Origin of the sequence: Pantoea sp. Cr_R13 (genome assembly GCF_029222565.1) — a bacterium.
GTDB classification, from domain to species: domain Bacteria; phylum Pseudomonadota; class Gammaproteobacteria; order Enterobacterales; family Enterobacteriaceae; genus Pantoea; species Pantoea eucalypti.
The window spans coordinates 329,212-355,652 of record NZ_JARHXL010000013.1 but is presented as its reverse complement, the minus strand read 5'-3'; the positions used below and the strand labels follow the sequence as shown (position 1 = coordinate 355,652).

Annotated in this window: 17 protein-coding genes; all 17 read right to left on the bottom strand. The window is 45.5% G+C overall.

The window, feature by feature from the left end; genetic code table 11:
- Window positions 1-43: 43 nt before the first annotated feature.
- Window positions 44-4,060: a glycosyltransferase gene (locus P2R09_RS09290; RefSeq protein WP_275769001.1), complete on the bottom strand. Its 4,017-nt coding sequence runs from the start codon at window positions 4,058-4,060 to the stop codon at window positions 44-46.
- Between the two features lie 18 nt (window positions 4,061-4,078).
- The gene (locus P2R09_RS09285) at window positions 4,079-6,268 is read right to left on the bottom strand and encodes a methyltransferase domain-containing protein (protein WP_275768999.1); all 2,190 of its coding nucleotides are present in this window, start codon (window positions 6,266-6,268) and stop codon (window positions 4,079-4,081) included.
- Window positions 6,265-7,548: an ABC transporter ATP-binding protein gene (locus P2R09_RS09280; RefSeq protein ID WP_275768997.1), complete on the bottom strand. Its 1,284-nt coding sequence runs from the start codon at window positions 7,546-7,548 to the stop codon at window positions 6,265-6,267. Before P2R09_RS09280 ends, P2R09_RS09285 begins: the two co-directional genes overlap by 4 nt.
- Window positions 7,548-8,339: an ABC transporter permease gene (locus P2R09_RS09275; protein WP_078804710.1), complete on the bottom strand. Its 792-nt coding sequence runs from the start codon at window positions 8,337-8,339 to the stop codon at window positions 7,548-7,550. Before P2R09_RS09275 ends, P2R09_RS09280 begins: the two co-directional genes overlap by 1 nt.
- Window positions 8,340-8,805: 466 nt before the next feature.
- On the bottom strand, window positions 8,806-10,215 hold the full coding sequence (gene gndA, locus P2R09_RS09270; protein WP_039659816.1) for an NADP-dependent phosphogluconate dehydrogenase: 1,410 nt from the start codon (window positions 10,213-10,215) through the stop codon (window positions 8,806-8,808).
- Window positions 10,216-10,350: 135 nt separating this feature from the next.
- Window positions 10,351-11,466, bottom strand: coding sequence for a glycosyltransferase family 4 protein (locus P2R09_RS09265; RefSeq protein ID WP_078804567.1), 1,116 nt, complete (start codon window positions 11,464-11,466; stop codon window positions 10,351-10,353).
- Window positions 11,463-12,626 carry a glycosyltransferase family 1 protein gene (locus P2R09_RS09260; protein WP_078804568.1) on the bottom strand — a complete coding sequence of 388 codons (1,164 nt, stop codon included), beginning with the start codon at window positions 12,624-12,626 and terminating at the stop codon, window positions 11,463-11,465. Before P2R09_RS09260 ends, P2R09_RS09265 begins: the two co-directional genes overlap by 4 nt.
- Window positions 12,602-13,504, bottom strand: coding sequence for a GDP-mannose 4,6-dehydratase (locus P2R09_RS09255; protein ID WP_275768993.1), 903 nt, complete (start codon window positions 13,502-13,504; stop codon window positions 12,602-12,604). The genes P2R09_RS09260 and P2R09_RS09255 overlap by 25 nt, the downstream gene beginning before the upstream one ends.
- 1 nt (window position 13,505) lies before the next feature.
- Entirely contained in the window at window positions 13,506-14,546 is a 1,041-nt protein-coding gene (gmd, locus tag P2R09_RS09250) for a GDP-mannose 4,6-dehydratase (RefSeq protein WP_078804570.1), read from the bottom strand.
- Window positions 14,547-14,594: 48 nt separating this feature from the next.
- Entirely contained in the window at window positions 14,595-15,977 is a 1,383-nt protein-coding gene (cpsG, locus tag P2R09_RS09245) for a phosphomannomutase CpsG (protein ID WP_078804571.1), read from the bottom strand.
- A 14-nt stretch (window positions 15,978-15,991) separates the two neighbouring features.
- Window positions 15,992-17,407 carry a mannose-1-phosphate guanylyltransferase/mannose-6-phosphate isomerase gene (locus tag P2R09_RS09240; RefSeq protein WP_078804572.1) on the bottom strand — a complete coding sequence of 472 codons (1,416 nt, stop codon included), beginning with the start codon at window positions 17,405-17,407 and terminating at the stop codon, window positions 15,992-15,994.
- Window positions 17,408-17,974: 567 nt separating this feature from the next.
- Window positions 17,975-18,988 (bottom strand): UDP-glucose 4-epimerase GalE, encoded by a 1,014-nt coding sequence (galE, locus tag P2R09_RS09235; RefSeq protein WP_275768988.1) that lies wholly within the window; start codon window positions 18,986-18,988, stop codon window positions 17,975-17,977.
- A gap of 42 nt (window positions 18,989-19,030) precedes the next feature.
- Complete coding sequence (gene galF, locus P2R09_RS09230) at window positions 19,031-19,933, bottom strand: UTP--glucose-1-phosphate uridylyltransferase GalF (RefSeq protein WP_004571293.1); 903 nt, start codon at window positions 19,931-19,933, stop codon at window positions 19,031-19,033.
- Window positions 19,934-20,211: 278 nt separating this feature from the next.
- Entirely contained in the window at window positions 20,212-21,552 is a 1,341-nt protein-coding gene (locus P2R09_RS09225) for a lipopolysaccharide biosynthesis protein (protein ID WP_275768986.1), read from the bottom strand.
- Complete coding sequence (locus P2R09_RS09220; RefSeq protein WP_004571291.1) at window positions 21,549-22,772, bottom strand: glycosyltransferase; 1,224 nt, start codon at window positions 22,770-22,772, stop codon at window positions 21,549-21,551. Before P2R09_RS09220 ends, P2R09_RS09225 begins: the two co-directional genes overlap by 4 nt.
- A 4-nt stretch (window positions 22,773-22,776) precedes the next feature.
- The gene (gene wcaK, locus P2R09_RS09215) at window positions 22,777-24,039 is read right to left on the bottom strand and encodes a colanic acid biosynthesis pyruvyl transferase WcaK (RefSeq protein WP_008926077.1); all 1,263 of its coding nucleotides are present in this window, start codon (window positions 24,037-24,039) and stop codon (window positions 22,777-22,779) included.
- 160 nt (window positions 24,040-24,199) lie between these two features.
- The gene (locus tag P2R09_RS09210) at window positions 24,200-26,416 is read right to left on the bottom strand and encodes a phage tailspike protein (protein ID WP_008926078.1); all 2,217 of its coding nucleotides are present in this window, start codon (window positions 26,414-26,416) and stop codon (window positions 24,200-24,202) included.
- Window positions 26,417-26,441 lie beyond the last annotated feature (25 nt).

The window sequence follows — 26,441 nt, the reverse complement described above, 5'->3', positions numbered from 1 at the left end:
AAAGCGCACACCTGTCTTCCACCACCAGGCTCTTATACATTATTTAAGACCTGACTTTTTCCCTACAAATATCAACAAATTTGTTTTCAACAACTTCCCAGCTGAAATTTTGTGCTGTCATATAACCGTTATCAGCTAACCTTTGACATAAAGTTACATCGTTAGCGATGAGTTTTAAAGCATCTTTCAGACCATCTGGTGTGACCAACAGGGAATTATGATCGTCGACTGCCATATCATGAAAAGCAACACACGACTTGTTAGCGACAACAGGTTTATTAGCTAGCCAGGCTTCAAGTAAAACTATACCGAAACTTTCACTGGAACTCATATTGACCAATGCAAGGCAGCCCATGAGTGCGCCCCTGACTACTTCACGAGGCTGGCGTCCCAGATAAGTGACATGTGGTGAATTAATCTCCATGCCATCATCATCCGGACCTATCATTACTATATTAATCGATATACCTTCCTGATTCAGTTTATCTGTTGCTTCAATTACAGAACGATAACCTTTAGCACCAGATTTACGTCCAAGAATCAGGAGATAGCGCCCCTCATTTTGATAAATTTTGCGGAAGGCATACAAGTCATCTGCAGTGAATTTTTCATACGTATCAGCTCCGCCTGGCAGATACGATGAGCAACATCCTTTAGCAGCATAAAAATCACTAGCAGCCTTAGGGACAGCTAACACCTCGGTTGCACTTCGGGCCGCATTGAGCAAATCCGGAAAATGATAATAATCATCATCTAAATGGGCATGGGGAATAAGAAGTGAAGGAACGTTATTCTCTTTAGCCTGTTCTAATGCAAACACTGCAGGTTTGAAAACGATGTTATGTGTTATGACGAGGTCGTAATTAGCGATATTGGAGGATATAAAACCTTCCATTGTATGTGAATGAGGACCTCTGAGCTCTGTCAAATTAATATTCAACGGAAATCGAGTTTCTTCAGCCGCTTGGGATAAAGTGTCAAATACCTCATTCGCTGGAATGTGATTTTTATCAGCAAGTGCAATTTGATTGATATCAATCACTTGGCCATTAATATTCAAATTCTGTAAAATAAAGCCCAAAGGTCTTGGATCGTTGCCATTATTAAAGGCAGAAGAGGTGTATATTTCGACGATACCTGTTTGAACGGTAACATTGATAGAGAAACCCCCTTCAACCTCATTATGCGAATAAACAGCCCCTGATTCTGATTGCAGCGTTAACATTACTTTATCAGGAACATAACCTTTAAGTGAGACTTCACCTTCATGTGAAACATAAATTGAGCAGGATGAATAGCCCCAGCGATAAACGTCATTAGCAATGCCTTCAGGATCGGACCATCCCCAAGCCAGCCCATCACTTAAAGTAACATTAGAATTTTTGAACATCGATTTTTCAAAAGCGGGTTGCACACTCCATGCCCTTTTTAAGGAATTGTGCTGCTGTTCATCAAAACAACTATCTAACGGAAACCTGGCAAACCGGAGATTATTCATCTCTATAGGCGCGCCAAGGCTATGGTCAAACTCGTATCGTTCCGTAAATCGTGCATGATTATTAATTTTGCTAACTTCTGTTGTAACAACATCGATTTCGAATTCATTAGTATCACCTAATGCTTTCAGAAAACGTTTTAGATTTGATTCAGCTCCGCCTAACTCAGGATGAGTGTAACGATATGTAACGAAGAGAACTTTATGCTTTGGTCTTTCAATGTTTTGTAAAGCAGATACAAATTTCCTGGCAATTCCCACCATTGAGAGTTCAGAAATGAAAATTTCTCTTCTCTCTTGACGCATCTCTTCAGAAAAACAAGAATCAGAGATAGATAAATTGTTAATTACTTCTGCGAAATCTTCAGGTTCCGCCAGTGCAATATGCCTATTAATGTTTTCCGGATAACCACGGAGGCCAAAAACAGTACTAACAACGAATAATCCGTTAGCAAAAAAATCTGCTAGCTTTATGTTTGAGCCGCTACCAGAAACAACCGGGTTTATTGCAAAAAGGGAATTTTTAAGAATTGCACATTTTGTTTCTTCGTCAACCATCCCCCAGAGCACAACATTTTTTGCTGGTTTTACAGTGATTGAATCACAAACTGAACCTACAATATTAAACTGGACATCAGGACATTGTGGAACGATATGCTGCAATAAATAATTGACTGCATCCACATTTGGCATATGCGCCGAGCCCAGAAAAACAGCTGATTTTGAATGCAACTTAGACGTGATTTTGCTAGTGACAACATCACTGATTTCTACAGGCGATTGAGACCCATTGCGGACCACAATCACAGGACCGGCAGAGCGCTTTCCAACAAGCAGGCTATATGCATCATCTTCGGATACAGCAATAGTTAATGCGGCTTTTTCAACAGCACTTTTCTCAACAGCAGTAACCATGTTTATCAAGTAATTTTTTTGAGGATGCCATTTATGTAAGTCAGATTTTAATTTTGTTTCATCATTTTGTGATGAATAAATGAACCGATCATGAAACTTAATTGGGAGCGGCGTCATATATGGATGCTCAACAATAATAAACCTTGCCGTTTTTTTGATTATATTATAGACGGACAATAAAAGGTTATTATTAACGCAATGATTACTTGCAACTATATCATCACAAGATATATGAAACTGAGAATTTATATCATTGACTTCTTGCACGTGTTCCGTAGATTTAGGCAAACTAATAACATGCGTATTTTTATTATAAAAATCAGAGTGAATTTTTCCATCATCAGAAAAACATAAAAAAACCACATCTGAAATTTTGTTTACTGCCTCATATAAACCTCTTGTACGAGTTGCCCCACCTCCCACACCTGAAAAAGAATTATAATCATTAAGAACTAAAGCGAAATTAGGTTTTTTTATAGTTAAAGTATCTATTTTCGGCAATAATTTCTTTATTATCGCTTCCCATGTATAATGAGCTGAGGCAAATAATTTACCTTCCACACCAATATCCATGGTATTATTGTAGAATTCTTTTGACAGGTATTTATTTAGTACCTCAGGAAAACCCTCTAACTCACATTCGATGTAATGCTTACCCGACTCTAAATTAAAACCTCTCATACCAAATGGTGTGGACAAAATAGGCAAGCCATATGAAAAATAGTCAAGAGCCTTAATGTTGGATCCGCTACCAGACAACATTGGGTTTAATGCGATGCTTGCATTTTCAAATATCATTACTTTTTCAGCATCGGTGACTCGACCATGACGTATTACATTACTTGCATATTTACCTTCTGGCAGGCAGCCGCCTATAATATCAAAAGTAATTTCCGGGCATTCAGGTGCAATCTTTTCTGCAACATATAGTGCAGCTGAAACATTTGGTAAATGAGCACTCCCTATAAACACGGCAGAATATTTATGCTTCGAAGCGCGTGAAGAAACAACTTTAGCCTGCTCAATCATTCCGTTTGGAGAATAGAACATTGCAGATTCTTTATGTGGTGCTAACTTTTTGAAGGAGTCAAAGTCGCCGCTCCCACAATATAAAATAAGATCTGCATGTTCCAACAGTTTTCTTTCAGCCCTGGCGACTATGTCAACGATAGGCTTAGATTTTTCTGATGCATGTAGTGTGCTATAAAGTATTGTTTCGCAGTTATGTGAATTATATATTCTTGGTTTATTATCAGAACCAATAAAAATATCATAATCCACTGTAAATGGGAAATCATGGACAATTATGTCCGCAGATTCATATTCCTGAAGATAAGCGGCATGCATTAATGTTGGATAATTAGCACTTGCTGCAATCGTTGGTGCGGACAGATCGCCATGACCTTCAGTTAAATATTCTGACAATTCTGACCAGCAATTCATGAAATAGTGGTCTTTGGGAACACGACGCTCGATAAAAGTAGCTGTGTGATAAACAATCTCTTCACTAACATCAGGATGTGTAGACGTTAGTAAAGTGACATGATGATATTTGCTTAAAGCTTTATAAAAGTTATAAAGTTTTGATTCTCCACCATTTGATACAGGAACAAACGCGGGAAAAAAATTAAGAGCAAGTATTTTCTTCATTATTTATACAACCATCCATTAATTGAGCCATGACTCAAGCACTGATTTTTGTTTCTCATTCACACCAGACTTTTTTACCGAGTATGTTTGATTGAGTTCCATATGCTCGATGTGAATTTCAGGCTCATTTACTTTATTGAAGATAGAGACTGAATCCTTATTGATATTGACGATGTTGACACGTTTTTTAAGCTTATATTTTAACCCCGGATGTCTGTTAAGAAACCGCATCGCCCGCTGCTTTAAAAGCGGGCGATTTTCTACAAATCTCTTGGCTGCGGGAACTAACTTACTACTTTTTTTTTTAAGAACTGCTTTGATTCTGGAAGCTAACGCATGGGGTTTGAATAGTAATCTTGCCGATTTAGACATAATTCTGAATGGATATGTTATTTTCCAGGAATTGCAATCATAGACGGCGTCAAGCTCCTTGCGCAAATGTAAAGCCACATGCCGCAACTCATTAATTTCATTATTTAATATTTCCTTTTCACGATCGAATGATTGAGAGTTTGGATTTTGGACCACTGAATTTTTCCCGTCATCTTCTGTAATGACATTTTTCATAGTAGAAAAGTGCGTTTTATTTTCTTCGTTTAGGTCATGAATTTTAGAAGAAAGATTTTCTACTTTTTCTTTAACTTTGATAAAATGTTCTTGATAGGATTTTTCCATTCTTTCTGATTCAAGATCTGAAATACCGCTAAACTTTTCAATTAGTAATTGATTATTTTTCTCAATCTTAAAATTCAACTCAACAAATTTCTTAGAAAAATCGTTTTGTAATTGGGACAATTGCCAGCTTAAGAAGTTTACAGTTGTTGAGAGATGACTTTCGAGCATAGCCGATACAGGTATCTCAATTTGCATATCAGAAGGATTTATAAACGCTTCTTCAACACTCTGGAAACTCCATTTCTGACTAGGCATTGCCCATACTTGTGACAAGCACTTTTGATATTTTTCAGGGAAGTCGTAAGGAGAGATAAATGGTGGTCTTTGGCTACCTTGTTCTCTGATGCGATGCTGTGCTATTTCCTTAATCAATACGAGAAAGGAAAGTAACTGCCCATACAAATCATCACCATCAAGTACCTGGGAACTTATAGATCCATAATCTATAATATAAACCAACCCATCATCCCCTATGAGAATGTTCCAAGGCCTGAGATCATTATGATATAAACCATTCTTTTCAAGAATGCTAACTTGTTCAAGTAAGCCAGAAATTATTTTCTCATCATCATAACTGTCATTGTTGATGATTGCATCCAATAAAAGTTTACCAGGAATTGTAGTTCTTACCATCCATGATTCATGCTCAAAATTGCCATATGAAATTAACTCGGCTTTTCTAAAACCCTCAACTTCTTTTTGCAGAAAAAGTGATTCGTTCAGAATCTCTTTATGGTTGGTACCAGATTCATTATCAAGAAATATTTTTATAGTTTTGTTTTCTGAGAAGAAATAACGCCTGTTATTTCCATGATAAAAATTATCTAACTGATGTGAACGTTGCATGTATGTTTCAATAACACCATACATCTCTTCAATGTGCCAATATTTATTACTTGCAAAAAATAAAGGTCGCTCAATTGATGAAAGATGCGTCCCATACATTGAAAGGTAGTGACTAAAAGAGTAGTACTCAATTAATTTCCGAGGATCTTTTGGTTGTGAATCAGCCCAATATAATGGTTCTGTATTAAGAGCAAATTCAAAAATGCCCGTTTCCACTTTTAATGATAGCTGTTGAAATAGTTCGAAAACGAAATCAGCGCCGTGTTCATACACTAAATGATGGAAAACACTGAGGCCAAGAACAAGATCGTACTCACCTTCCATTATTCGTTCGTTAATTACATCTTCAATACTACCAAGGAAGAATTCTACTTTGAGATTATTGTTTTCGGACGCAAGTTTATTACAAACATCAATATTAGGTTGACTGTAATCAATTGCAGTAACAATGGCACCTTGTTCAGCAAGATTTAAACTGAAAAAACCCTGCGCGCACCCCAGGTCCAGAACCTTTAACGGGCGCCCTTTTTCTTTAGAAATATATTGATAAACGGATGAAATTTTTTCTAATCTATCTAGGCAGCTTCGTGATGCCTGAGCTGTAAATTCTGGATGCTTAAAAATAGGTTGGTAAACTTCTGGTAACTTTTCAACCAGAGTTGAAATTGACTGCTCTTGATTAATCATCCGTAAAACTCCTCAACCTGCATAAATTCTGCCTGCATATCTACCAGTCCCCACATATGGGATTGGTTAGAGACTTTTAGTAGTATTGAATCATATCGTCTATCAATAGGATCGGTTGTTTGCGTAGGGTCACCGGAGGATAGACCTAGTGATAAAAGATAGTTTCCTTCATTTAAAGAGAGATTAAAACTAAATTTGTATACCACTACCTGACCAGTATGAGCACTGGGTAACACTTTTCCTTTTGTTGAAAGATAAGAGTTACTACCATAAATAAATACACCTTCAAGACTCTTTATTAAGATGCCTGGTGTCACATGTTCAAAATCTTTTTCAAATAAAATTTTGAAATAGACATCAATTTTATCATTTGTATTAATAACAGTCGGATATTCAATACCATCAGAGACTGTCAGGAAATCTATAATCTTTGCACCACCCTGTCCCCAGCGATGTTCCTCTTTCAGGTAACCTGGTCGTGTATGATAAAGATTTTCAGCAGTAAGGTTAAGTTGCTGTACTTTTTTTTCTTTTTTGTTTTGAGTTTTCTTTTTACCGAAAAGATCGTCCATATACATATTTACGACTTCTCTTGACGGACCATCAGAATATATGCGACCAGACTTCAGAAATATGGCTCTATCACATTGTTTGGATATATCCATCACTGCATGTGAAACTAATAGCAAAGTCATACCTTGCTTTTTATATTCAGCTATTCGCGAATAACATTTCGCCTGAAAATATACATCACCAACTGACAGAGCTTCGTCAACAATTAAGATGTCTGGTTTCGTTGCTGTTGCCACTGCAAATGCCAGACGAGCTTGCATGCCAGAGGAGTACATTCTCAATGGCTGTTCAATGTACTCGCCAATTTCTGCGAACGCTTCAATACCTGGAAGTAGGCTATCTATCTCTGTGGAAGAATAGCCTAATAACTGACCAGCCATATAAACATTTTGCCTGCCAGTAAAATCAGGGTGGAAACCTATACCGAGTTCCAACAGCGCGGCAACTCGGCCATTTACTTTTATGTCACCACTCGTCGGCTGGGTAGTACCTGTAATTAATTTTAGTAATGTACTCTTACCAGCCCCATTTACGCCAATAATTCCAACTGACTCACCCGCTTCAATAGTAAAATTTATGTCCTGTAAAATAGATTTAACTTTATAGTTTTTATCTTTACTTATTCCCCACCAATCTCTTAACCTACCCCATTTACTCGTATAGCTTTTATATTCTTTTTTTAAACTCTTAACAATTATACTTCCCATTATAATTCATCCACCATTTCGCCAATGTGTTTTCTGAATAAACTCAGACCGATTACACATAAAATAAGACCAAGACATGCCGGATATAACAATGCAATCCAATCGGGGTAAATTCCATTTACAAGAATCTTTTGACAGGCATCCACTATACTCGCCATCGGATTATAACTTATCATTGGTCGTAAACTTTCCGGAAGAATTGAGGAAGGATATATAATAGGCGTTAACCAGAACCAAAACTGAAGGACAATTCCAAAAAACTGCCCAACATCTCTGAAAAAAACATTCATTACACCAACAATAATCCCTAAGCCTATTGCCATGACCATCATAATCATAATGACTGGGATTAGTGAAAAATAAGCCAAACCTGGGAAATCATCGCTTACAATCAAAAATAAGGTAAAAATTGAAAAAATAATTGAAAAGTTAACTAAGGCTCCACCGATTACAGTTACAGGCAAACAAATTTTGGGGAAATTGATTTTTTTTATAAGATTTGCGTTATCAAGAAACATGTTTTGTGAACGCAATATGATATCAGCATACAGACCCCATGTAAGGATACCGGAACATATATATATACTGTAAGCGTACTGCGAATCAACCCCAGGTAGTTTTGCTCGCATAACCTGAGAGAAAATTACCGTATAAACTATTATCATTGATAGCGGGTTTAAAACGCTCCAAGTAACACCCAGCAATGAATTGCGATATTTAGACTGGAACTCTCTTTTAACATTTCCAATGATAAAACCGCGATACTCCCAAATTAGCTTTATAAAGTTCACTGTTACACCTTCATTAAAAATTAAATTAATAACTTCCCTGTGAATTAAGTTTTTTTGAAAACCTTGCATCTAATCAAATAACGCCTCACAATGAATAACTATAATTAAGATAGAGTGATGCAACAAAAAAACCTGCCTTAACTAAGCATTAACTAACACATTAATATTTCATTTAAATGCAAAAATAAACTATGATATTAATTCTGGCATTGAATAAAATCATATAATTCTCAATGAATAAAATTAACGTCGCTTTTTAACTTTGTACAATAAAATTTTTATATCATCTTTTAAAGATTATTAAGTAAACTAATTCACGCTGAAAATTCACATTCCGACTTCCGATTCAAAACATAATTTCCAATTTCATTAATTATAATAAGGGATATACTTAAAAAAAAACCATAAAGATAAACTTCAATCGTAATTTAAAGAGGCTTCTTAAGAAGCCTCTAACTTCTAATTTTTAATCTAACCACTCGGTGTGGAACACACCATCTTTGTCAATGCGCTTATAGGTATGCGCACCAAAGTAGTCACGCTGCGCCTGAATCAGGTTGGCAGGCAGCACTTCTGAACGGTAGCTGTCGTAGTAAGCAATCGCCGCAGAGAAGGTTGGCGTCGGGATGCCGTTCTGAATCGCGTAAGAAACCACATCACGCAGCGCCTGCTGATACTGATCCGCGATATCTTTGAAGTATGGCGCCAGCAACAGGTTAGCGATGCCTGCATCTGCTTCATAAGCATCAGTGATTTTCTGCAGGAACTGAGCACGGATGATGCAACCCGCGCGGAAGATCTTAGCGATTTCACCGTAGTGCAGGTCCCAGTTGTTCTCTTCTGACGCAGCACGCAGCTGTGAGAAGCCCTGCGCATAAGAGACAATTTTACCCAGGTACAATGCACGACGAACTTTCTCGATGAACTCTGCTTTGTCGCCGGTGAAAGCTTTAGCCTGTGGACCGCTCAGTACTTTAGAGGCCGCAACGCGCTGCGTTTTCAGTGACGAGAGGTAACGGGCAAAAACAGACTCGGTGATCAGTGACAGAGGCTCGCCAAGATCCAGTGAGCTCTGGCTGGTCCATTTACCGGTACCTTTGTTTGCTGCTTCATCCAGAATCACATCAACCAGGTATTTACCTTCTTCGTCTTTCTTGGTGAAGATATCTTTGGTGATGTCGATCAGGTAGCTGCTCAGCTCGCCGTTGTTCCACTCGGTGAAGGTTTCAGCCAGCTCTTCGTTGTTCAGGCCCAGAGCGCCTTTCAGCAGAGCATAAGCTTCTGCGATCAGCTGCATGTCGCCGTACTCGATGCCGTTGTGAACCATCTTCACATAGTGACCCGCGCCATCCGGACCGATGTAAGCCACACAGGCTTCGCCATCTTCCGCACGTGCCGCAATCTTATCCAGAATCGGTGCAACCAGCTCGTACGCTTCTTTCTGACCGCCAGGCATGATGGATGGGCCTTTCAGTGCGCCCTCTTCACCGCCGGAAACGCCGGTACCGATGAAGTTGAAGCCCTGATCAGAAAGCTCTTTGTTACGACGGATGGTGTCTTTATAGAAAGTGTTACCGCCATCGATCAGGATGTCACCTTTATCCAGGTGTGGAGTCAGTGAAGCGATAGTCTTATCAGTCGCTTCGCCTGCCTGAACCATCAGCAGGATACGACGAGGTTTTTCCAGCGATTCGACAAACTCTTCAACGGTGTAAAAAGGAGCAAGCTTCTTGCCCTGGTTCTCAGCGATGACTTCATCAGTCTTTTCGCGTGAACGGTTGAAGATAGAAACAGTGTAACCGCGGCTCTCAATGTTAAGAGCCAGGTTGCGGCCCATCACTGCCATACCTACAACGCCGATCTGTTGCTTGGACATTACATACTCCTGTCTGTGGTCTCGCATGGTGTTACCCGTAACACCACTTTGTAAGTGATCAGTATGTTAACTCAGGATAGCGGATTAAAGGTAATGAATGGTGCGGTTGCGCGGATGAAATTATATGAAAAAAATTCACACACTTAACAAGGATTTATATAGTTTTGTATAGCTTTGAATCATTTTATCTGCCGTGAAAAGCGATTCAAAGCGCGCCAGTGCAGCTGCACCATAGGCCATTGCCAGTTCAGGGTTATTCCATATCTCATCCATCGCCTTTCTTAATGCGGCAGGATCAGATGGTGGGACGACTAAGCCAGTGACGCGATCAATATTGATGAAGGTCGTTCCGGTTCCAATCTCACTGGAAATCAGCGGTTTTGAATAGAGGGCACCTTCCAGCAAGGAGATGCCGAAAGCTTCGGAACGTAAATGAGACGGGAAAACCAGACAGGTACACAACTGCAGTAACGCAGACTTTTCACTGTCTTCCAGCGCACCCAGGAAATGGATATTGTTCACTCCTAACTGCTGCGCCTGCGCTTTCAATTCAGCCTCAATAGGACCCGCCCCCACCACGACGATTGGGTAACAGCTATTTTTTGCCGCCTCAATTAGAATATGCAGGCCCTTGTAATAACGAAACGTCCCAATAAACAGGAAGAAGCCATCCGGAAATCTTGTCTGCCATTTTTGCAGAACGGGAGGATCGTTATTTTGATAAAACTGTTTATCAAGACCGTAAGGAATAACTTCAACTTTGTCTTTAAACTGCTGCAGTACCGGGCTGCTTTCAACATAATTTGGCGACGCGGCAACAATGCGATCGACACTTGAAAGAAAGCGATTCATTAATGGCGTATAGAGCTTTAATAGCACCTTCTGCTTAACAATATCAGAATGATAACTCACTACGGATGGCTTTTTTATGCCTGCGGCAAAATGCATAAAGTCCATAAAAGGATATGGGAAGTGATAATGGATGATATCTGCATCCTGTGCCAGTTCCCTGAACTCTTTTATTGCTGAATAAGAAAACGGTGTCGAGGCAAATTCACACTGCGTTTTGACCCGATGCACCTGGTGATTATCCAGGCTGTTTTTCTTGTTTTCGAATTGGGGACTATGAGTAAAAACAATAGAATCAATGCCTGATTTAAAACCACCTTCTGATAGCTGATAAATGACCTGTTCGATGCCGCCAAAAGTATCAGGGTAATAGGTTTTGTAACAGTGCAGAACTTTAATCATATATTTTTCGCGACCTGCTCATAAGCTTCAATGGTTTTATCAGCACACTGTGACCATGAAAATTCGCGGGCGCGCGCTAATCCCGTAACAATCATACGGCGTTTTTCATCAGCGTTTTCAATCATCATCTGGATGTAATTTGTCAAAGCATGAACGTCCTGAGGTTCATGCATTAATGCTGCATCTCCAGCCACTTCCGGAAGTGATGTTGCATTTGAGCAGATTACGGGGGTTCCTGATGCCATCGATTCAAGAACCGGTAAACCGAAACCTTCATAGATTGATGGGAAAACAAAGCTCGTTGCAGCACTGAATAAAAACGGCAGATCTTTACCGGGCACAAAACCTAAATATTTTAGCCACCCTTCTCTCTCGCCCTTGTCAAAGAGTTTAAAAAGTTGCTCATTTTCCCACCCCTTATAACCACTAATGACTAACGGGAAGGCAGATTTTTGCTGAGCGGGCAGACGATCATACGCCTGAAGCAGTGTCAGTATATTCTTTCTTGGTTCAATCGTGCCAGTATACAGAAAGAAACGTCGCCACTTGAGATTATATTTTTCAAGTACATGTTCTGTTTCTGCTTCATCCCGGGGATGAAAATGTTCATTGCAGGCCAGAGGCGCTACGGTAATTTTATTGTCTTCAATACCAAAGAAATCAACCAACTCATTCTTGGTGTAATAAGAGTCTGTGATCAACATCGATGCACGCGAAACAGTATTCCTTAACTCTTTTTGCATCAGGTGAACGCGGCCAGCCGGATGAAACTGCGGCCAATGAAATACCGACAGGTCATGAAAGGTGGCAACACAGTGTTTCACACGAGGAGGCAGATAGTAGTTAGGACTATGAAATATATGATTCTTAAAACCCCTTAGCGCCATCGTTTTCATTACCGGAAAAGTCAGGCGATATATTTCACTTACGGTTTTGCTTCTTTGTAACTTACGCTTAAGAGATTGAACCGATTGAGCAGACTCGCTTGCGACTGCCAGTGAGTCGCGAGTCTTAGTGCCATGAAGAAATGTCAGCGCGACGTTTTCTCTTTCCTGAAGCTGTTTAGCAAGCTCAAACGCATAACGGCCAATACCGGTTAAAGGATATTTAATGCAGTCCGTAGAGTAAACGACGTTTATTGCTTTGCTTCCAGCATCCATTTCAGGGTATCTCTAAGAGGAATTTTAGACGACATCTCACCGACTAAGCTACTGAGTAAAGTGATATCGCCACAAAGTTCTTTAATTTCATTAGGACGCACAAAATCAGGATTAATTTTAATCGAAATTTCATGGCCTGTCAGGGACTGACAGAGATCAACAACTTCCCTCAATGAGTGCATTTTACCTGAAGCGACATTCACAATCTGGCCGAATGAGCGGGAATGAAGTAACGCAGAATAGCTTTTAACGACGTCACGCACGTCGGAAAAATCACGCCATACATCTATGTTACCCAATTCAATGACATCCTTTCTCTCACGAAAATGTTTAACGATTTTCGGAATCAGGAAATTTGCTGCCTGACCAACACCGGTATAATTAAATGGTCGGGTAATAATAACCGGCAATTTTTCATAAAATAGACTGGTCATGTACTCCATCGCTAACTTGCTTACGGCATAGTCATTAGCAGGTCTCGCTGAAACCGACTCTGCTAATTTACCCGGTGTGTTATTACCATATACATTAGCACTGCTGGCGATTAAAACTGCATCTGGCATTTTTGCGGTTTCGCAAAGCGCCTGTAACAGGTTACGCGTACCGCAAAGATTCACATTATAAAACGCGTTTAGGTCTGCATGCCCAACAAAAGCGATGGCTGCAAGATGAACAACGACGTCAGGCTGAATACTTGCTACAGCAATTTTTACCTGTGCTGCATTAGTAAGATCAACCTGAAAATAGCGTGAGGAATTCTGGGCGGGAGTTGAACCGAAACCATAAACTTCATATCCGGCAGCGGATAATTCCGCTGCCATATACTGGCCGGTAAAGCCCTTGATCCCAGTGATCAGTGCTTTTTTGCCATTAGCCATATCAGAAGGAGAATCCTTGTTTATTACGACGCAGATCTTCTTCTACCATCATTGCACACAATTCTTCGAGCGTAGTTTTTGGCTCCCAGCCCAGAATGTCTTTCGCACGCTGTGGATTACCAATCAGCAGTTCAACTTCTGCAGGACGGTAGAACTTAGGATTGACCTTGACTACCACTTTATTAGTAGCTACATCAATTGCCACTTCCTGATCATCTTTGCCTTCAAAGCGTAACTCAACGCCAGCCGCTTTGAACGCCATAGAAACGAAGTCACGGACTGTTTCAGTGCGGTTGGTTGCCAGGACAAATGTATCTGGCTCATCAGCCTGCAGCATACGCCACATCCCTTCAACATATTCCTTAGCAAAGCCCCAGTCACGTTTGGCGTCCATGTTACCTAACTCAAGCACATCCAGCTTACCGAGCTTAATTTTTGCTACTGAATCGGTGATCTTACGAGTCACAAACTCCTGTCCACGGAGTGGTGATTCGTGGTTAAACAGAATGCCACTTGAAGCGAAGATGTTATAGCTTTCACGGTAGTTAATGGTCATCCAGTGGGCATACAACTTTGCAACGCCATACGGGCTACGCGGATAGAAAGGGGTATCTTCTTTCTGCGGAATAGCCTGCACTTTACCAAACATCTCTGAAGTAGACGCCTGATAGAAACGAATTTTAGGGTTAACGATACGGATAGCTTCTAACAGGTTTACCGGACCAATACCTGTAATTTCAGCGGTGGTCAGCGGCTGGTCAAAAGACACACCTACAAAGCTCTGAGCCGCAAGGTTGTAGACTTCGGTCGCTTTGCTTTCCTGAAGTAAACGAATGCTTGATGAAAGGTCAGTCAGATCATACTCGACCAGATGCAAAGCCGGATTAGACTGAATGCCAAGCTCCTCGATACGCCAGAAGTTAACCGAACTGGTACGACGATAAGTCCCGTAAACGGTGTAACCTTTGTTAAGAAGCAACTCAGCTAGATAAGCGCCATCCTGCCCGGTGATTCCAGTAATTACTGCAATTTTATTGGTCATTCTTAAACCCATGATTAAGTAAATTAAAATTAAAATCTAAGCGTTAAACTAAACAGATGTCGCTTTAATAAGCGAATCAATTTCTTCCAGTAATTTGCTAAGAGCACCGGTATCACCTTTAGTTTCGACGTTAAGTCGCAACAAAGGTTCAGTATTCGAGGTTCTGACGTTGAATCTCCAGCTCTGACAATCCAGGCTCACTCCATCTGTATTGTCCTGAGCCACTGAAGCTGATGCATACTTATCGTGAAGCGCAGTAATAACCGCTTTCGAATCAGAAACTTTGAAATTAATCTCACCACTGCAAGGAAACGCTTTCATTCTTTCCGAAACCAGCCCGGAAAGTGTTTCCCCTTTCACTGCCAGCAGTTCAGCCACCAACAGCCATGGAATCATACCGCTGTCGCAGTAAGCAAAGTCACGGAAGTAGTGGTGCGCACTCATCTCACCACCGTAAACCGCGTCTTCTTCACGCATGCGCTCTTTAATGAAGGCATGACCAGTCTTGGACATTACCGGGATACCACCCGCTTTGGTTACCACATCAATAGTGTTCCAGGTCAGGCGCGGATCGTGAATGATTTTCGCACCCGCTTCTTTTTTCAGGAACGCTTCAGCTAACAAACCAACAATGTAATAGCCTTCAATGAATTCAGCATTCTCATCGAACAGGAAACAGCGGTCAAAATCACCGTCGAACGCGATACCCATATCCGCATGATTCGCACGCACCGCATCAGAGGTGTCTTTACGACACTCTGGCAACAGCGGGTTCGGAATGCCATTCGGGAAGTTGCCGTCAGCTTCATGATGCACTTTAATAAACGACACTGGCGCATTGGCCTGCTTAAAGCGTTTTTCAATCTCATCAATAATATGACCCGCAGCACCGTTACCTGAGTTGATCACCAGCTTCATCGGCTTAGTGAAATTATTCAGATCGATATAGCCCATCAGATGATCAACGTAGGCATCCAGCACAGAAATCTGTTTGTAACTGCCACGTTTGCCCTCTTCTACAGGGGCAAAGTCATTCGCTTCAGCCAGTCGCTGTACGTCACGCAGACCGGTGTCGCCGCTGACCGGGCGAGCACCTTCCCGCACCAGTTTCATGCCGTTGTAGTTCATCGGGTTATGGCTGGCAGTGACTTCAATGCCGCCATCAATGCCTAAATGAAAGGTAGCGAAGTAGATCTCTTCTGTTCCACTCATACCAATGTCGAGCACATCGGTGCCTGCATCCCGCAATCCATTGGCCAGTGCCAGCTTTAACGACTCGCTGGTCAGTCGTACATCACCGCCCACTGCGATCGTTTTCGGGCGGATAAATTCGCCATAGGCACGGCCAATACGGTAGGCAATGTCTTCATTCAGTTCAGTGCCTAACTCACCGCGGATATCATAAGCTTTAAAACAGGTCAGTGCTGCCATGATCTTGTCAGTCCTTACTTACTTGCAAACTGTTGTTTAATCAAAATGAGGTCGTCGTCACCAAGGTAAGAGCCGGACTGAATCTCCAGCAGTTCCAGTGGAATCTTGCCTGGATTTTCCAACGTATGCGGGTGACCGATCGGAATAAAAGTTGACTGGTTTTCTGTCAGCAAAAGGGTTTTATCCTGAATAGTGACTTTCGCTGTGCCTGAGAGGATCACCCAGTGTTCAGTACGGTGATAGTGCATCTGTAACTCGAAGGCTTCGCCAGGCTTCACGGTAATGCGGTTAACGTTGAAACGACCGGTGTTAACGACCAGATCACAACGTCCCCACGGCCAGTAGGTTTCACGATGGCGGCGATATTCACTACGGCATTCGCTTTTCAGGAACTCGACCACACGCTTAACATCCTGAACCTGATCTTTACGCGCGACCAGCACTGCATCCTTGGTGTTCACAATCACCAGATTTTCCACACCAATAGCAGCAACCAGTTGATCTTCACTATTGATATAGCAGTTTTTGGTGTTGTGCAGGAAGGTATCGCCCTTCAGCGAGTTGCCGTGAGCATCTTTATCATTCACTTCCCACAGTGCAGACCAGGAGCCCACATCACTCCAGCCAGCCGCCAGCGGTACAACAACCGCAGCATCGGTCTGTTCCATGACTGCGTAGTCTACTGACTCATCAGGACAGGCGATAAAATCATCTTTATCGATACTGATGAAGTCATTGCCTTCCTTGACGTTAGCCATGGCGCGGCGGCAGGCTTCCAGAATATCCGGACGGAATTTCTCCAGTTCCTGAAGATAGCGTTTAGCCCGGAACATGAACATGCCGCTGTTCCAGTAGTACTCTCCGGATTCCAGATACTGCTCAGCAGTGCTCTGGTTAGGTTTTTCGACAAAGCGCTGAACCTGATAAGGACCATTCTCTGCCCCGGGCAGCGCTTCGCCACGCTGAATGTAGCCATAGCCGGTTTCCGGACCCGTTGGCACGATGCCAAAAGTCACAAGTTTGCCCTGTTTGGCATAGGCGGTTGCGACTTTGATAGCATGATGAAACGCAGCGCGATCTTCAATTACGTGATCGGCGGCCAGCACCAGCAGAACCGGATCATCGCCCTGCTCTACCGCGTTCAGCGCTGCCAGAGCAATCGCTGGTGCGGTGTTACGGCCTACCGGTTCAAGAATGATGTTATGAGATAGCTTATTAATTTGTCGCAACTGTTCTGCAACCAGGAAACGATGCTCCTCGTTGCAGATTACCATCGGTGCGCGTGCTTCAACGCCAGTCAACCGATTAACCGTCTCCTGCAGCATAGAGTGCTCACCATGCAGACAGATAAACTGTTTGGGGTAAAGTTCGCGGGACAGGGGCCATAAGCGGCTGCCGGTTCCTCCGGCCATAATTACTGGAAGCAACATTCCACATCCTCTAACAAATTTAAACATGCTATGCATATAAGCGGGTCAATTTTTATCCATTAAGAATAAACAGCCACGCTACCGCCCCTGGCTTGCAGCAACCAATGCGCTGTGTGACGGGAATCCTCCCCTCACAGGTTAGCTTGTCGATGCGCTGATTACATTTTATTCAATCGCATACGGGTTCCGGGATAACTGCAAATAGTACATTTTGTGCGGCAAAAATAATATGCCTAATCTTTCATTGCCACCGACAAAACTTAAGAACGACTAAACATTCATCGCATACTGCGTTAGTCAATTCAACTTCAGATAAAACAGCATAGTAGCCTGTGAAGTTCTACGCTTTGCGCCTCTTCACAGACTCGGATTACCTGTTATTGTGATAAGTCTCTACTGCTATTGTGTTCAATCATTACTGTAGCCAGACCAGGATAATTCTGTATTAAGTGATTAAACAGTCAGAATGGGGCTCTGAAGAGAGAATGAAGAGCAGGAATATACAATTCCTCTTAACGCAGACAAAAAAAAACCCGGCCGAAGCCGGGTGTTTGCAGATTTTTTCAACTACTTAAACCCATCCGGGTTCTTACTCTGCCAGTTCCACGTATCGCGCATCATCTCATCAATGCCGCGTGTCACGCGCCAGTCGAGCTCACTGTTTGCCAGTGAGGCATCGGCCCAAAACGCCGGCAGGTCGCCGTCACGGCGTGGCTTAATTTCAAACGGAATCGCTTTACCAGACGCCTTCTCAAACGCCTTGATCATCTCCAGTACAGAGAAGCCTTTGCCGCCGCCCAGGTTAAAGGCCGTGTAGCCCTCAACTTTATTGAGGTGGTCCAGTGCTTTCAGGTGCCCTTCCGCCAGGTCTACCACGTGGATATAGTCACGCAGGCAGGTACCGTCTGGCGTATCGTAATCACCGCCAAACACGCCCAGCTTCTCCAGACGCCCAATCGCAACCTGCGCAATGTATGGCAGCAGGTTGTTCGGGATACCCGTCGGGTCTTCACCAATTTCGCCAGACTCATGCGCGCCAACCGGGTTGAAGTAACGCAGGGCAATGGCCTTGAACTTCGGCTCTGCTTTAGCGAAGTCGCGCATCACGAACTCGGTCATCAGTTTAGAGGTGCCGTAAGGACTGGTGGTACCGCCAATCGGGGTGGTCTCAACGTATGGAACCGGTGCATCTGCGCCGTAAACGGTCGCTGATGAGCTGAAGATGAAGTTCCAGACGCCGGCGTTGCGCATCTCTTCCAGCAGTACCACGGTGCCTGCTACGTTGTTCTCGTAGTATTCCAGCGGCATGCGGGTTGATTCACCCACTGCTTTCAGGGCTGCGAAGTGGATGACGGCTGAAATGCTATTTGACGCGAATAAATCACGCAGGCAGGCACGGTCACGGATATCGCCTTCAACGAAGGTCGCTTTTTTACCCGCCAGTTTCTCAACGCGATTAATCGCTTCGCGTGAGGCATTGCAGAGGTTATCCAGAACTACAACATCATCACCGCGCTGCAACAGCGCCAGTACGGTATGGGAGCCGATATACCCTGCTCCGCCCGTTACTAAAATTGCCATGTGAGCTCCTTTCAATCTGCCGCGCAGAACGCGGCGAATTTATTACTTTTGTTTTGCGAGGATGGTCTGGATAGCTTCGCGGAACTCACGACCCTGCGTGTTACTGCGCAGTCCGTAAGAGACAAACGCCTGCATGTATCCAAGTTTACGACCGCAGTCGAAACTGTGACCGGTCAGCAGCGAAACATCAACGGTTTTGTTTTTGCTCAGGCTGGCAATCGCATCGGTCAGCTGAATACGGCCCCACGCGCCTGGCTCAGTGCGCTCCAGTTCCGCCCAGATATCAGCAGAAAGAACATAGCGACCTACCGCAGCCAGGTCAGAGCTCAGGCCTGCAGTATCTTCTGGCTTCTCAACGAAATCGGTGATGGTGCTGATGTCACCTGGGTGTTCAATCGGCTCTGCAGTGGTGATCACCGAGTACTCAGTCAGATCGGACGCTGGCATATGCTGCGCCAGGACCTGGCTGTGGCCGGTCTCTTCGAAACGGGCAACCATTGCAGCCAGGTTATAACGCATGTGGTCCGCGGTAGAATCATCCAGCAGGACGTCTGGCAGCACCACCACGAACGGGTTATCACCGATCATTGGACGGGCACAGAGAATGGAGTGACCCAGGCCCAGTGGCTGTGCCTGACGCACGTTCATGATCGTTACGCCTGGCGGGCAGATAGACTGCACTTCGCTCAGTAGCTGACGCTTAACGCGTGCTTCGAGCAGTGCTTCCAGCTCGTAAGTGGTGTCGAAGTGGTTTTCTACTGCATTTTTAGATGCATGCGTGACCAGCACAATCTCTTTAATACCCGCGGCAACACACTCGTCAATGATGTACTGGATCATCGGTTTGTCGACGACAGGCAGCATCTCTTTCGGAATGGCTTTAGTCGCAGGGAGCATATGCATACCGAGGCCCGCAACGGGGATTACTGCTTTAAGCTTGGTCATATTTATTCCGTTTAATAAAATGAAGATGTGGGTCGATTATGCAGGATCGGCCGGAAGTCCAAGTATAATCTTTATCTGAAAAGCGGACAGTAACTCTCTGTCATATCTTGGAAATTCGGCATTTTGCCCATTGCCAGATACGGCATAAACTGAATAAAGACAATCAGTAATCGAATATGACGACTGTGATCTGCAGCACTATCCGTTGGATGCCTGAGACCAGCCATAAATGAAAACGGGCGACCCTAAGGTCGCCCGTTGATATATCTGTGCAGTAATCAGAGCCAGCCTTCAAACCACTCTGGCATCACAAACAGATTAAAGTGATTTACCAGCAACATCACACCGACAAATACCACCAACACCGCCACCCACTGACGGGCATAAGGAATAAACCGAATGCCAATCACCGGCTTTATAAAGAACGGATGCGCCAGTGCAGAGATCAGGATCTGCGAGATAGAGAGCGTCAGAGCCACGTAGAGCACGTTAGGCCAGATAAAGGTGGTCGCCAGTACGGCCAGCACCACAATACTCGCCACAATGTTCCAGTAAAACTCTACGTTGGTCCGCCCGTTAGCCTGTGAAATCGCCCCGGTCAGGCCGCCCATCGGTCGCAGCATGCCAAACAGCAGCATTAGCGGAATCAGATGATAAACCTGCTCATGCGACGCACCATAAAGCACACGGACGATGACCGGCGAGAAGATACCAATCACCAGGTACATCGCGCTGCTGAACAACATGATCCCCAGCGTGCCCTTCAGGAACAGCTTTTTCAGCTGCTCGGGATCGTGCTGCTTCTCAGCAAAACGTGGCAGTGCCAGACGGTTGATCACCGGCGTGACCAGCTTCAGCGGTTGCAGTACCAACTCTTTCGCCAGCGAGTAGACACCCAGCATCTCGGCGCCCATCACTTTACCCACCACCAGCGCATCCGCCTGAGTACGCAGCTGATTAATAGTCTGCGAGCCGAGCTGATAGCTGCCGTAGCGAATGGCGCCGATAAAGGTCGCTTTGTCGAACTCCCACGTCGGACGCCATGACTTTTCGCCCAGCGCAATCATGCAAAGAATGCGGGTAAAGGCGTTGATAAACAGACCCAGAATCGCGGCTGCCACCGTGAGCGAGGTGAACTCCAGCATCGCCACGACACAGAGGAAGGCAAACAGCTTGGTGCCCATCTCAATCTTCGCCAGCGAGACCATCCGCTTGGTTTTGATGTAGTGCGCCTGATATTGGGACAGATGCCCCAGCACCAGGAAGTTCAGGCTGGTCAGCATGATCAGCCCGGTCAGCTCTGGCAGATGATAGAACCAGGAAACCGGGAAGGCGATCAGTAACATGATCAGACCGGTGCACAAGCTGAGTGAGACGTTCACCCAGTAGATAGTGCTCTGCTCACGACGAGTAATATTCTGGCGATGCACCAGATAACTGCTCATCCCCATATCCTGCAGCACACCCGCCACCGCCAGGATGGCGTTGATGATGGCTAACAGGCCCAGCTCGTGGGTTTCCAGTTTGCGGGCGAGAAAGCTCAGCTGTGCAACCTGCAACACTGCGGAAAAGCAGGTGCTGCCGAACAGCCAAATCGCCTGTGACTTAAATCCACTCACACCAGTCGCTCCAGAATCTGTGCCAGTTCGCCATAGGCGATATGCTGATTAAATTCAGTCTCAACTTTGTGACGTGCAGCTGCGACGACTGGCGCCACATCCACTTCGCCCTGAGAGAGCTTCAGCAGCGTTTCCGCCAGCGCCTCAGGATCGTCCTCTTCCACCAGCCAGCCAGACACGTTGTTCTCTATCAGTTCCGGAATACCACTGTGGAAGGTTGAGACGACCGGCAGGCCCACCGCCATCGCCTCCATCAGTGCAACCGGAATACCTTCCATATCACCATCTGCGGCGGTTTTAGACGGCAGCAGGAAGATATCGGCTTCGCTCAGCGCACGACGAATCTCCTCCTGCGGTTTGAAGCCCGGCATGCTGACGCAATCTTCCATCCCCTCGCGGGCGATGAAATCACGCATCATCTCATCCTGATCGCCATTGCCGATGATGGTGTACTGAAACTGACCGCCACGCTGCTTCAGGATGGCGCTCGCTTTGACCGCCACATCCAGCCCTTTCTTCTCGGTCAGACGCGCCACCGAAACGATACGCAACGGCGTCTGGAACGCCTGGCGCGGCTGGAAGTTAAACTTCTCCGGTTCAATGCCCATACGCGTCACGTGAATTTTTTCCGGCGGACAGCCCATCTCGATCAGCTTGTTTTCCCACAGATGGCTGATAGGCAGCATCAGCTCACTCTGGCGGAACAGATTGACGTAATCGAGTTTGTGCTCTTCCAGAATGTGACGACGGGAAATATCGGCGCCATGAAACACGGTCGCCTGTTTACCCTTGAGCACGCCCAGTTCACGCAGCTTGTTCGCCAGCGCACCGGCATAGCCGAAATGCACCAGGAACACATCTGCAGTAAAGGTCTGCTTTGCATTCGCCACAATCGACGGCAGCAGCAGCTTGCTGGACTGCGCGCCATAACGGCGCACATTCAGCGAACGCAGCAGCGACGGTTTGGTCACTTTTGGCAGCACCAGTTTGATACGCTGGTTCAGCTTATCGACAATTGAGATTTTCTCTTCCGGCAGCAGATAGTGCGTCTTCGCCGCCAGACCATACTCATCAAACGCGGCATGCCGGTTCACTAAATCGCCGGGAAAGACTGAAATGATCTCCACCTCGTAACCGGCATCAATAAAATGGGTTACCTGATTTAGTACGAATGTCTCAGAGGCAACCGGGAAACGCATGGTGAAAAAAGTCAGTTTCATCACATTACCCTAATACTTTGAGAATCTCTTCAGTGATCCGGTTGCCAATTTCCCTTTCATTCGCAACGGCCGTGTTGACCTTCAGCTTGATGTTGTCGTAATCGGCAAGGACCGTTTTTACCTTATCGATCAGCGAGCCATCCATCAGGCTTTTTACGTCGGTTGCCATCTGCGGCAGACCAAGCTGGTTCATCACACCCATCGACTTGTGCTCGTAGTTGATTGCCACAGCCGGGGTGCCAAAGTTCATGGAGATAATTGCCGAGTGCAGGCGGGTACCAATGGTCAGATGACAATGACTCAGCAGGATGCCCAGCTCCAGGTCATTAAACTCATCCATGATGACATGGTAATGTTCAGGCTGCGTCACATGGTCACGCAGTGTCAGTGCGACCATGCGATCATCTTTGGCATAGCTGTCGATGCCGGTACAGGTTGAGAACGCCACAACCTGATAGCCTTCCGCAATCATGGCGTTGATGACCCGGCCAAATGCTGCTTCATACTCTTTCTGTGTGACCCCCAGACGCTTATCAAACGGCGCCAGTTCACGTACGGTGATCGCGATGGTTTTACGACCATCGATAATGCCCTGCCAGTAGAGCAGGTTATGGCTTGGGTTTTCGACTTCACGCGCACGTACCAGGAAAGCAGTATCCACACCAGACGCCACTTTAGAGCTGGTCACGCCATCGCGCTTCATCAGATCAAGGCTGACCGATTCGCGCAGCACCAGGCTGTCGACCCGATCAAAGACAAAATTCGCCAGCGCATTAACGCGCGGGTTCTGGAAAGGCCCCACCGAGTGGCCAATCAGGTAGATCGGCTTTTTGGCCATCAGTGCACAGAGCGCATGGTCGAACTGAGTTACGCCATAGAGGTCAACGAAGAACGATCCGCCCACCTGAATAATCGCATCATATTTTTCCAGACTTTCCGTAAACGCTTTCAGGTGCGGTGGTACTGAGAAGGACTTAAAGATCCCGCCCTTGCCCAGATGCGCCATCATGATATCGGGCATCAGGCGGTTCGCGACTTTACGCTTAAACGAACCGACCAGACCTTTACCAGACTTGCTGTTGTGCAGATACAGCGCATCCTGCTGTATATCCTGCTGGAGCAGATAACCGGAGCTGGTTGGATAACGGCTTATAACGTCAATCTCTAAATCACTCCGTGCAGACCGCATTGAATCAATCAGTCCACGAAGAATCGCGCCATCCCCGCGGTTCCCACACGTGTGGTTACCCACCAATAAAATTTTCATAAAAACTCCGAATGAATTTTTTTTAATTCTGAAAGCCGCCCAGATCCGCAATGGGCAAAATGAACTCTGATTAAAAGTAATGCTTTACGGGATAACGCACCCAAAGGTAGTGCTCCTGTTAAAACCGGCGCCTCCATTCTGGCGGCCGTTATAGACGCTGTTACGACTTAATCGCGAAGTAAGGCAGTGCAACCTGTTTCCCGTTGATCACCACGGAAACAAATCCTTCTGGCTTACTGGTATCAACCTGATCGGCAGAGATTGGACGTGAAGCCATCAGCAGATCGCCCTGCTCGTTGGCACCGATACCCGCTTTGCCGTTGTGCAGGCTGAAGCGCTGAGGCGCGCTTTTCGTCGCGTCACCTGACGGTGGATTGCCCTTCTCCATCTTCGCGTTAACACGTGCACAGCGTCCGGTCACAAAGCGATCTTTGCCGGTGGTTTTCACCAGCACGGCAGCCGACGGCGTCCAGCCCGCCAGTTTGACGTAGAGATGCACATCGGTGTCATGCTCAGCCACATAGCGCACATCCACAATCGGGCTGCTGCCTTCGGCTGACCAGCTCGCTTCCGAGCGGTCTTTCTTACGCTGCACGTGAATCACCGCACGACCGCCGGTCGTTTTGTCGCCGATCAGGTTCATCAGCGGCTTATCACCACTGCCGTTACTGAATTGTGACTGACCGAAAATCTCGATCTCCCATGAATCCCCTACTGTTGGTGAGTAGAGGCTGCCGAGATCAAACCAGGTTTCCTGATTCGTGTTGTTCTCTAAGCGCCAGCGTGAGGTGATGTAGTTGTACTTCAGGCTGCCATCCAGTGCGACGCCATAGGACTCGACGCGGGTCGACCCCATCTCCCAGATGCTGAGCAGCCGATCGCCCTGCATGGAGTTATCAATCCAGCTACCCGACTGGAGACTGGTCTGGCGCATATTCAAGCGGCTGTTATGGGCGATAAGCGGATTCTTACAATCTTCAATGCTCAGCGCATCGACAATCCACTGGCCATTGGATATATCGCCCGGGTTATCGCAGTGCTCAATCCAGCCATTATGAATAATTGACTGGGCGCAGCGTGCCAGATTGAGAACTTTTCCGCCGCGGCAATGCTGTGCATTGAAGTTTGACAGCTCAATTGCGGTGCTATGATCCCAGTTGCCCTGCTTCTGACCTGACCAGCCCGATTTAATCACATCGCCACTGCAGCGTGAGGCGTACCACTGGTCGATTTTACAATCGAGGGTATCCTGCAGGCTGATGGCGGTGCCGCCAACGTCGTTAAAGCGCAGGCAGGCACCCCGGAAAAATTGTCCGCCAGGACAGGTATTATTAAAAAAGCCCTGCTGGTTCGGATTTTTATCGCTGTTACCGTCAAAAATCAGGTTAGAAAGCTCGACCCGACGGGCATTCACCTCAAAGACGAACGCTGACTTACCGTCAGAAACGATCGTGGTCGCCGGGAAATAGCCGAAATTGACCATTGCCCCAGAGACGCGGAAGAGATTGAGATTCTTATCACCAGGGTTACAGGATGAGACCATAAAGGTCCCAGCCGGGAACTGGATGCAGATCTGCTGGTTAGCCTGTTGCGACCAGTGAAACATCGCCATAATGGCAGGCGCCGTATCAGTTTTGCCATCAGCAATCGCACCGAAATCAAACAGCGTCAGGCGATTAAAATCGTCTACCACGCGACGCCAGGAAAAGCCTTCACCGGAGAAGTTTACGCCGCCATCATTCTGCACGGGCTGGAAGCTGCCGACAAATTCGCCGCCACCGACTTCACGGCCTTCATGCCAGCTTTTCAGCTTAACCTTGGCCCCTTCAAACAGGGGACGGGTCTTGCGAAGCTCGGCCACAGACGCAATCTCACCAATCAGCTGATAACCCGCTGGCTGCGCCAGACGCTGACTGAAATCTGCCGCGCCCGGACGACTGACATCCGCAATGTTGAACAGCGTCTGACCGTTACTGTCTTCCACTGTCATCGAATGCGACGGATCAGCAATCAGTGCGGCATTGTCCTGAATAAACTGGGTAAAATTGCCTTTGTTCAACGCGATAGGCTGCGCAATCTCGGATACTTTGCCATTAGCGTCACGGAGAAAGACCGGGATCTGGTTGCCAGGCTTACTGGCATCCACACCCGCTTTACCAATCCAGAGTTTTCCTTCAAAGCTCTGCCAGAATTGCGGTGGCATCGCGTAGATATTTTCTGGCGTGAGGATCGGCACGTCACCTTTTGGAATAGCGGTGGCATCAACCGGCTTCAGGGCAATACCGTTACTTTTTGCAGCGTAGCTGGAAAAGGTGCTCACGGAGAGAGCCCCCACCAGAGCGGAGGCGGCGGTCTGTAAAACGTCTCTTCTTTTCATGCATCAATTCCCGTAGTCAATAAGG